Consider the following 8,728-nt stretch of genomic DNA (forward strand, 5'->3'; position numbering starts at 1 on the left):
GGCGACCGGCGCCGCGGCGGCGGCCATCGGGGCCGGAGCGGCCATCGGGGCGGCGGCGTACACCGCCGGAGCCGCGACCACGGCGCCCTGGCGCGCGACGCGAATCTTCAGCTCGCCCTGTTCGACCTCGATCTCGGTGAGCTCCGTATCGCGGAGGATGTCGGCGAGCTTGCGCACGAGACGTGCGTCGATCTGATCGCCAGGAGCTTTACCGTTGGACATGCAAGAAACCTTAGGCTTACGCCGCGCGGACCGCGCCGCACAGGCGCAGCGCCGCGTCGACGGCGAGTTCGTAGCTGAGCGGGCCGAAGCCCGAGATCGTCCCGGCGGCCGCCAGGGCGACAAACGAATGCCGCCGGAAATGTTCCCTAGCGGCAGGGTTGGACAAATGACACTCCACGACCGGGATAGGCAAGGTCCGGAGCGCGTCCAGGAGAGAAACCGAGGTGTGGCCGTAGCCTGCGGGGTTGAGGACCAGGGCGCAAGCCTGCTCACGCGCCTCCTGCACCCAGTCGATCAACTCCCCCTCGTGATTCGTCTGGCGGAACACCACCTTGCGTCCGAAGGTGTCGGCCCGCGCTTCGCAGAGCTCGCGCACCTGCTCCAGCGTGGCCTTGCCGTAGACGGTCGGCTCGCGGACCCCGAGGAGATTCAGGTTGGGCCCGTTGAGCACGTAGATGGGTTTGGACATTCGCCCCCCGCGCAAACGCCGGGCACTTGTATCGTCGGGCGTCCGGGGTCACAAGCTCCGCTCCCGGAGTGACCTTATGAAGCTTCTGATCAACGGCGAGGAACGCGAGGTGGCCGCGGCCGACGTGGCGGGCCTGGTCGAGGAGCTGGGCCTGGACGTCCGCAAGGTGGCGGTCGAGCGCAACCTGGCCATCGTGCCCCGCTCGACCTACGCCATGACCGGCCTGACCGAGGGCGACCGGATCGAGATCGTGCAGTTCGTAGGAGGCGGTTGATGGACGGTTCTATGCAGACCCAGGACACCTGGACGGTTGCGGGCCGGACCTTCCGCTCGCGCCTGATCGTCGGCACCGGCAAGTACAAGGACTACGCCACCAACGCCGCGGCGGCTGAAGCCGCCGGCGCGGAGATCGTCACGGTGGCGGTGCGGCGGGTGAACCTGTCCGACGTCAGCCAGCCGATGCTGACCGACTTCGTGAAGCCGGACCGCTTCACCTACCTGCCCAATACGGCAGGCTGCTTCACCGGCGAGGACGCCATCCGCACGCTCCGCCTGGCGCGCGAGGCGGGCGGCTGGAACCTGGTGAAGCTGGAAGTGCTGTCGGACGCCAAGACCCTCTATCCGGACATGGCGGAGACCCTGAGCGCCCTGAAGCTGCTGGTCGCCGACGGCTTCGACGTGATGGTCTACTGCTCCGACGACCCGGTCTATGCGCGCAAGCTGGAGGACGCGGGCGCCGCGGCCATCATGCCGCTGGGCGCGCCGATCGGCTCGGGCCTGGGCATCCAGAACCCGGTCAACATTCGCCTGATCGTCGAGCAGACCACCGTCCCCGTGCTGGTCGACGCCGGCGTCGGCACCGCCTCGGACGCCGCGGTGGCCATGGAGTTGGGCTGCGACGGCGTGCTGATGAACACCGCCATCGCCGAGGCCAAGGACCCGATCCGCATGGCCAACGCGATGAAGCACGCGGTCATCGCCGGCCGCGAGGCCTACCTGGCCGGCCGCATGCCCAAGAAGCGCTACGCCGACCCGTCCAGCCCGCTGGCCGGGCTGATCTGATCGCCGCCCTCAGGGCGCGGGCGACGGGCTGACGGGATAGTCCGGCGGCAGGTCGTGCCAGGGATCGCCGGTGCGGGCCAGGTCGTGGCCGTAGGCGAACAGGGCGCGCATGTATTCGGTGTCGAAGTCGGTCCGCTTGGGCACGTCGAAGCTCGGTGGAATATAGGCCAGCTTGAAGTCGACCCCGTCGCGGCGGGCCAGCAGGTAGATCTGGGTGAGGTCGCCCATCCCCTGGCTGTGGATCAGGGCCCCGACCGAGCGGCCGGCTATGGTCAGGGTGCGGCGGTCGATCCTGGACCAGTCCGGATCCAGCCGGGCGTTGCGGATCACGTACACTGTGCGGGGCCGGTCGGGCGCCCAGACGAACGGCGTCAGCCGGAACGACGAGGGGTAGAGGAACACCTGGTGGGCGACGCCGCCGTCCACGTGCATCTCCTGATAGCGCCGGCCGTCGACGGTGACGTCGATCATCACCGGCGGGAAGGCGCCCGGGATCGAGGCGGACGCCAGCATCACCTTGCGGAACAGCTCCAGCGCGTGCGGATCACGGCTGGCGGCGATCGCCGTCATGTCCCAGATCACCGGCTCGCGGGCGTCGAGGTCGGTCGTGCCGACAAACAGCAGCCGCCCCTTGGCGTACTCCGCGGCGATCTCGTCCAGCACTTCGGGCGTCACATACCGGTCGATCAGGGCGGCCAGCGGGGCGGTGTCGGCCATGGCGTCGTCCAGCACCGCGGCGGTGATCGCGCGCCGTCGGAAGATGTCGCGCCGCGAGACCTCGGTGTAGGTCGCCTCCAGCACGGGATCGTAGCGCGGGCCCAGGAAGGCGAAGGGCGCGATCAGGGCGCCGGTGCTGATCCCTGTGACCGCCCTGAACTCCGGCCGCGTTCCGGTCTCGCTCCAGCCGACCAGCAGGCCGGCCCCGAAGGCGCCTTCCTCGGCCCCGCCCGATACGGCCAGGAAGGTGATCGGCTCGGGATGGGCGCCCGGGCCCTGGCTGGCGAGCCAGGCCTTCTCCCGTTCGACCGAGGCGGCGGCCGCGCGGACCAGCACGTCCGGATCGCGGGTCGGCCAGTAGCGCACGTTCGGGATCACCGGCTGCGCCTGGGCGGTCAGCTCGTCGGGAACGGCCGCCCCCCGGCCTGGCGTGATGCAGCCCGCCAGGGCCGCCGTCAGCAGGATCGTCAGCAAGAGGGCGAGGGGCTTCGGCCGGTGCGCGACCGGCGCACGCTTCGGAACTCGCCGCCCATGAGGCCGCATGGCCGCTGGTTAGCAGAGGCCGATCGGCCCACCTATCGGGTGAAACCCCGAGCCGCCCCCGTGGCGACGGCGGCTTACGTCGACTTCTTCTTCGCTTCCGCGATCGCCGCGGTCAGGGCCGCCATGTCGGCGCCGTGGACGATCTGGTCGCCGACCACGAAGGCGGGCGTGCCGTCGATGCTGAGGTCCGCGGCCAGCTTTTCGGTTTCGAGGATCTGGGCTTCGGCCTTGGCGCCGCCCTTGGCGATCATCTGCGCCGCGTTCAGGCCGTGGGCCGCGAAGATCCGGGCCAGGGCCTCGTCGTCCAGCGACTTCTCGGCCATCAGCGCCTTGTGCAGCTCCAGGTACTTGCCGCTGTCCTTCGCTCCGATCATGGCCTTGGCGGCGCGGTCGGAGACGTCGCCGAAGATCGGGTACTCCTTGAACACGAAGCGCACGTTCGGGTCGGAGCGGATCAGCTCGGCGATCTGCGGGGTGGCCGACTTACAGAAGCCGCAGCGGTAGTCGTAGAACTCGACGACCGTGACCTTGCCGTTCGGGTTGGCGACGAAGTCGCGCTTGTCGGCGGTCAGTTCCTTGGCGTGCTGGCGCAGCAGGTCGCCGGCCTTGGCCTTGGCCTCGACCGTCCGCTTCTCCTGCAACTTGACCACCGCTTCCTCGATCACCTCGGGATGGGTCAGCAGGTAGGCGCGGACCTTGTCGCCGAAGTCCTTCTCCACCGCCGGCTCGCGCGAGCAGGCGGCCAGCAGCAAGGCGGCGGAGAGGGCGGTCGCAAGGCGCATGGGCAGGGTCCGGGTCAGTTGGAGGGAGACGGGCCGCGGTCCTCGCGGGCGATCGTCTTCAGGTCGTCGTCCGACGGGTCCGACACCAGCACGATGTCGGTGGCGCGGCGCCAGTCGGGGGTGTTCTTCTCGAGGTGCTCGCGGGCGCGCATGGCGAAGACGCGCGCTTCGCGCAGTTCGCCGACGGCGTAGTGGTACTCGGCCGCGGCCAGGCGGGCCTGGCCGGGCATGCCCTTGGAATCGAAGGCCTCGGACAGCAGCCGCCAGGCGAAGGCGTTGTCCTTCTCGACGGTCAGCGCCTTGCCGAGCTCCTGGATCGCCTGCTCGGTCTTCTCAGGAGTGTTCTCGGCCAGCAGGGTCTGGGCCAGGTTGATGCGCAGCAGCGGCGCGTCGGGCTTCAGCTCCACCGAGCGGCGGTGGGCCGGTTCGGCGTCGCCGGCGCGGGCGCTCTCGAACAGGATCTGGCCCTTCAGCTCCCACAGGTACGGGTTGTTCGGCTGCTCGGCCAGCAGGGCCTCCAGCGACTTCAGCGCCTTCTCCGGCTCGGTGGCCTGGTAGTAGGCGATGGTACGGGCGTAGCGGGCCGGGAAGGAGGTGTCCTTCTCCGAGTACTTGATGAAGATCTGCTGCGGCGGGCTCAGGAAGGCGTTGAGCTTGGCCTTCATCAGCGCGTGGGCGGCCATCGCCTCGGGCGAGTCGGTCTCGCTGTAGTGCGGCTGCGCCTCGACCCGCCGGCGCAGGCCCTCGATGCGTTCCGACGACAGCGGGTGGCTGCGGAAGAACTGGTAGCGCTTCGCTTCGGAGAAGACTTCCTGGTAGCGGAAGTTGTCGAAGAACTCGACCAGGCCGCGGCCCGACAGGCCGGCCTTTTCCAGCGCGGCCACGCCCGCCTGGTCGGCGGCGGCTTCCTGGACGCGTGAATAGTTCAGGGCGCCCAGGGCGCCGAAGTACTGCGAGCTGCCGATCAGGGCCCCGGCCGCGTCGGGCGCGCCCAGCGCCGCGGCCAGCACGCCCAGGCCCATGGTCAGCAGGAAGGGCTTCATCCCGGCCCGGTTCATGTCGCCGGAGCGGATCATGTGGCCGCCGGAGATGTGGCCGGCTTCGTGGGCGATGACGCCCAGCAGCTGGTTGGGGTTCTCGGTTTCCTGGATCAGGCCGGTGTGGATGAAGATGTTCTGACCGCCGGTGACGAAGGCGTTCAGTTCCTTGTCGGCCACCAGGTAGAAATCGACGTCGTCCGCGTTCAGGCCGCTGGCCGTGAGGACCGGGTTGGCCTCCTTGCGGATGATCTCCTCGATCTCGGTGTCCCGGATCATGTTCATGGCCTGGGCGGCCGGCGCCGCCAGGGCGACGCCGACCATCAGCAGGCCGGCCACGAGCTTCGACGCGCGCTTGGAGGAAATCATGGGCGACTTGAGCTCCTGCTTTCCCTACCGCGCCGTTGCGGCATTCAACACCGCGTCCCGTGGCCGAATTTAGTCCGTCAGCCGCGGCCGCGCCACCAGCCGCGTTTGGGCGTGGCCGGCGGGGCCGAGATCTGGTGCGGATCGGGTTCCGGCGCGGCGACCGGCTCCACCGCGGTCGGCGGCGTCTCCAGCACGACCGGCTGGAAGTGGGCCAGCACGACCGGCTCCTCGACCGGCGTCTCTTCCGGCTCGGCGACGGCTTCGACAGCCACGGTCTCGACCTCGACGGCGGCCGCTTCGGCGGCGACCGGGGCGGCCGCCTTGCGACGCACGCGGCGGCGCTTGGCCGGCGCTTCCTCGGCCACCGGCTCCGGCGCGGCTTCGACCGGCTCGGCGGCGGCTTCGGCGACGACGACGGCCGGGGTCTCGACCACGGTCAGCACCGGCTCGCGGCGGGGGCGGCGATCGCGTTCGCGCTCGCGTTCGGGCTCACGCTCGACCGGGGCAGGGGCCTCGCGGGCTTCCTGACGTTCCAGCGGGTCGAACCAGACGTACGGGTCGTCCAGCGACGGCGTGCGGGCGCGGGTCCAGGTGTAGGGATCGCGCGTGCGACCTTCCTCGCGCATGCGACGCCCGCCGCGGCGGCCGCGACGGCGACGGCGGCGACGGCCGTCCTCGTCCTCGTGCTCGCCGGCGACAGCTTCGCCTTCTTCGTCCTCTTCCTCGCCCTCGTCTTCCTCGCCGGCTTCGGCTTCGACGACGCGGGGACCGCGGGCCTCGAACTCGTCGCGGCGACCGCCGCGACGGCGACGACGACGACGACCACGGCGGCCTTCGGACTCGCCGGCGGCGGGCGCGGCGGCGCGCTCTTCGCCCTCGGCCTCGGCCTCGTCCTCGGTCTCGTCCTCTTCTTCTTCCTCTTCCTCGACCTCTTCGATCTCCGGCGCCTCATAGAGCTGGCGGACCGGGGCGGCCTCGATCAGGGCCGGCGGACGTTCGGAGGTTTCGGTGCGCTCGATGGCGTGCTCGGCGTGGGCGAGGTTCTCGTCGACCACCACGCTGACGAACAGGCCTTGCGTCTGATGCAGGCGCATCAGGAAGGCGCGCTTCTCGTTCAGCACGTAGAGGGCCACGGCGGCCGGCAGGCGCAGCGTGATGGCCCCGGCGCCGCCGCGCACCGACTCGATCTCGACCGCGCGCAGCGCCTGCAGGGCCGCGGACTCGGCCGAGCGCACGCGACCGGCGCCCTGGCAGTGTTCGCAGACGTGGGTGGTGCCTTCCAGCACGCCGGTGCGGCGGCGCTGGCGGCTGATCTCCATCAGGCCGAAGGGCGAGATCTTGCCCATCTGGATGCGGGCGCGGTCGTCCTTCAGCGCGTCCTTCAGCCGCTTCTCGACGGCCCGGTTGTTCTTCGACTCCTCCATGTCGATGAAGTCGATGACGATCAGGCCGGCCAGGTCGCGCAGACGCAGCTGGCGGGCGGCTTCGTCGGCCGCCTCCAGGTTGGTCTTCAGCGCGGTGGCTTCGATGTTGCGTTCCTTGGTGGCGCGGCCGGAGTTCACGTCCACGGCGACCAGGGCTTCGGTCTGGTTGATCACCAGGTAGCCGCCGGACTTCAGCGGCACGACCGGCGAGTAGATCTGCGCCAGGACGTCCTCGACCCGTTCCTTCACGAACAGCGGGGTCGGCTCACGGTAGTGCTGAACCTTCTTGGCCTGCGAAGGCATCAGCATGCGCATGAAGTCGCGTGCTTCCTTGTAGGCCTCGTCGCCCTCGACCAGGACCGCGTCGATGTCCTTGTCGTACATGTCGCGGATGGCGCGACGCACGAGGCTCTCTTCCTCGTAGATCAGCGCAGGCGCGATCGAGTGCAGGGTGGTCTCGCGGATGTTCTCCCACACCCGCAGCAGGTAGTCGTAGTCGCGCTTGATCTCGGCCTTGGTGCGGGCGGCGCCCGCGGTGCGCACGATCAGGCCCATGCCCTGCGGCACGTCCAGGCTCTGGACCACGGCCTTCAGGCGCTTGCGGTCGGTGGCCTGGGTGATCTTGCGGCTGATGCCGCCGCCGCGGGCGGTGTTGGGCATGAGCACGCCGTACCGGCCGGCCAGCGACAGGTAGGTGGTCAGCGCCGCGCCCTTGTTGCCGCGCTCTTCCTTGACGACCTGCACCAGCAGGATCTGCCGGCGCTTGATCACTTCCTGGATCTTGTAGCGCTTCATCATCCGACGGCGCAGGCGCGCCTCTTCGGCCGGAAGCTCTTCGTCTTCGTCCTCGCCGGCGGCGTCGAGGTCGTCGTCCTCGTCGTCGGCCTCAGCCATCAGCGCTTCCCGGTCGGCGACCGGGATCTGGTAGTAGTCCGGATGGATTTCGTTGAAGGCGAGGAAACCGTGCCGGTTCCCGCCGTACTCGACGAAGGCGGCCTGGAGGCTGGGTTCGACCCGCGTCACCTTGGCCAGATAGATGTTGCCGCGCAGTTGCTTCTTGGCGCGGCTTTCGAAGTCGAATTCCTCAACCCGGGGACCGTCCACCACGGCGACGCGGGTTTCTTCCGCATGCGCCGCGTCGATCAACATGTTCTTGGGCATTCAAAGGGTCTCCACGGCGCGCATCGGGCACGAAGGCCGGGCGCCGGTGTTGCTGTCGGAGGGCGCGCGCACGGTCCGCCCCGCCGCGCGGTGCGCGGTCGGCGTCAGGCCGGAGATGAGCGGGTGCGACGCTGCCCATAAGGCTCAAAGTTTCCCTGTCGCGCCGGACGGCGCGTCGGATGAAAGTGGGCGTCGAGGTGTGCTTTGGAAAGAACATACGACGCGGAGTGCGCGCCCTCAGCGGCGGTTTACGCCCCAGCCGGTCGCGCGACAGGTGACTTTAGCAACACTCGCGCGGAAAATGAAAGCGCCTCGGCAACCGCCCCGTGTGTTAACCCATTATGAATCCGCCTGAGCCATCTATGCTGGCTCTAGCGACTTGTCGGAGCGTGGGATGTTCGGCCGGCTGAGGCCCCTGTTCGGCGGAGGTGGGCGACTTCTCGCCGTCGTCGCCGTCGCGGCGGCCGTCGCCCTGGGCGTCGGCGCTGGCCGTGGCTCGGCCTCCGGCGGCGTGCTCAAGGTGCGCCTGGGCGGCGACGCCGTCAGCACCCGCGTCGTGGTCGACCTCGACCGTTCCGTCAAAGGCCAGATCGTCGGGACAGATCCGCGCAAGGTCGTGTTGTCGCTGCCCGGCGTCGACGCGCCCGGCGCGCTGCAGGGCAGGGGGACCGGCCTGGTGAGCGCCTGGTCGGTGGAACGCGCCGGCGGGGCCGCGCGCGTCAATCTCACCCTGTCGCGCGAGGCCGTGGTCAAACGGCGCTTCCTGCTGCCGCCCGGCGACGGCGTGGACGTCTACCGCTACGTCGTCGACCTCGAGGCCCGCCCGGGCTCGCAGTCGCGCGTCGCCGCCGGCGGCGCACCGGCGAGGGTGCAGACGAGGGCGCCGGCCGTGGCCGCCGACCCGCGTCCGCGCTCGACCCGCCGCGTGGTGGTCATCGACCC

At 69.9% G+C, this 8,728-nt stretch carries 7 protein-coding genes and 2 pseudogenes; 3 read left to right on the forward strand and 6 right to left on the reverse strand.

Going from position 1 to position 8,728, the window contains the following annotated elements; translation table 11 throughout:
- Together G3573_RS17745 and G3573_RS17750 are read right to left on the reverse strand one after the other, a co-directional pair.
- Positions 1–222 (reverse strand): annotated as a pseudogene (locus tag G3573_RS17745) (acetyl-CoA carboxylase, biotin carboxyl carrier protein); the annotation flags it as partial.
- 16 nt (positions 223–238) lie between these two features.
- Entirely contained in the window at positions 239–691 is a 453-nt protein-coding gene (locus G3573_RS17750; RefSeq protein ID WP_163263030.1) for a type II 3-dehydroquinate dehydratase, read from the reverse strand.
- Between the two features lie 76 nt (positions 692–767).
- Here G3573_RS17750 and thiS point away from each other — a divergent pair, with 76 nt between their 5' ends.
- Positions 768–965 carry a sulfur carrier protein ThiS gene (gene thiS, locus G3573_RS17755; protein ID WP_163263031.1) on the forward strand — a complete coding sequence of 66 codons (198 nt, stop codon included), beginning with the start codon at positions 768–770 and terminating at the stop codon, positions 963–965.
- Positions 965–1,753 carry a thiazole synthase gene (locus G3573_RS17760; RefSeq protein ID WP_163263032.1) on the forward strand — a complete coding sequence of 263 codons (789 nt, stop codon included), beginning with the start codon at positions 965–967 and terminating at the stop codon, positions 1,751–1,753. The genes thiS and G3573_RS17760 overlap by 1 nt, the downstream gene beginning before the upstream one ends.
- A 9-nt stretch (positions 1,754–1,762) precedes the next feature.
- On the opposite strand, the gene G3573_RS17765 is transcribed toward G3573_RS17760, so the two are convergent.
- From G3573_RS17765 to G3573_RS17780, 4 genes are all read right to left on the reverse strand, one after another.
- A complete protein-coding gene (locus tag G3573_RS17765; RefSeq protein WP_205598336.1) occupies positions 1,763–2,944 on the reverse strand; it encodes a patatin-like phospholipase family protein in 1,182 nt (393 codons plus the stop codon).
- A gap of 143 nt (positions 2,945–3,087) precedes the next feature.
- Positions 3,088–3,795, reverse strand: coding sequence for a DsbA family protein (locus G3573_RS17770; RefSeq protein ID WP_163263034.1), 708 nt, complete (start codon positions 3,793–3,795; stop codon positions 3,088–3,090).
- A gap of 14 nt (positions 3,796–3,809) precedes the next feature.
- Positions 3,810–5,201 (reverse strand): M48 family metalloprotease, encoded by a 1,392-nt coding sequence (locus tag G3573_RS17775; RefSeq protein ID WP_163263035.1) that lies wholly within the window; start codon positions 5,199–5,201, stop codon positions 3,810–3,812.
- A 77-nt stretch (positions 5,202–5,278) separates the two neighbouring features.
- Positions 5,279–7,786 (reverse strand): ribonuclease E/G, encoded by a 2,508-nt coding sequence (locus G3573_RS17780; protein ID WP_163263036.1) that lies wholly within the window; start codon positions 7,784–7,786, stop codon positions 5,279–5,281.
- A 394-nt stretch (positions 7,787–8,180) separates the two neighbouring features.
- On the opposite strand from G3573_RS17780, the pseudogene G3573_RS17785 reads away from it, so the two are divergent.
- A pseudogene (locus G3573_RS17785) lies at positions 8,181–8,728 on the forward strand (N-acetylmuramoyl-L-alanine amidase); the annotation flags it as partial.

The sequence above is a fragment of the Caulobacter sp. 17J65-9 genome, from assembly GCF_010975005.1.
Taxonomy (GTDB): Bacteria; Pseudomonadota; Alphaproteobacteria; order Caulobacterales; family Caulobacteraceae; genus 17J80-11.

Excerpts from the sequence above, each read along its gene's own strand:
- thiS (WP_163263031.1), top strand. The coding sequence starts at position 768 with ATGAAGCTTCTGATCAACGGCGAGGAACGCGAGGTGGCCGCGGCCGAC.
- G3573_RS17760 (WP_163263032.1), top strand. The coding sequence starts at position 965 with ATGGACGGTTCTATGCAGACCCAGGACACCTGGACGGTTGCGGGCCGG.
- G3573_RS17770 (WP_163263034.1), bottom strand. The coding sequence starts at position 3,795 with ATGCGCCTTGCGACCGCCCTCTCCGCCGCCTTGCTGCTGGCCGCCTGC.
- G3573_RS17750 (WP_163263030.1), bottom strand. The coding sequence starts at position 691 with ATGTCCAAACCCATCTACGTGCTCAACGGGCCCAACCTGAATCTCCTC.
- G3573_RS17775 (WP_163263035.1), bottom strand. The coding sequence starts at position 5,201 with ATGATTTCCTCCAAGCGCGCGTCGAAGCTCGTGGCCGGCCTGCTGATG.
- G3573_RS17780 (WP_163263036.1), bottom strand. The coding sequence starts at position 7,786 with ATGCCCAAGAACATGTTGATCGACGCGGCGCATGCGGAAGAAACCCGC.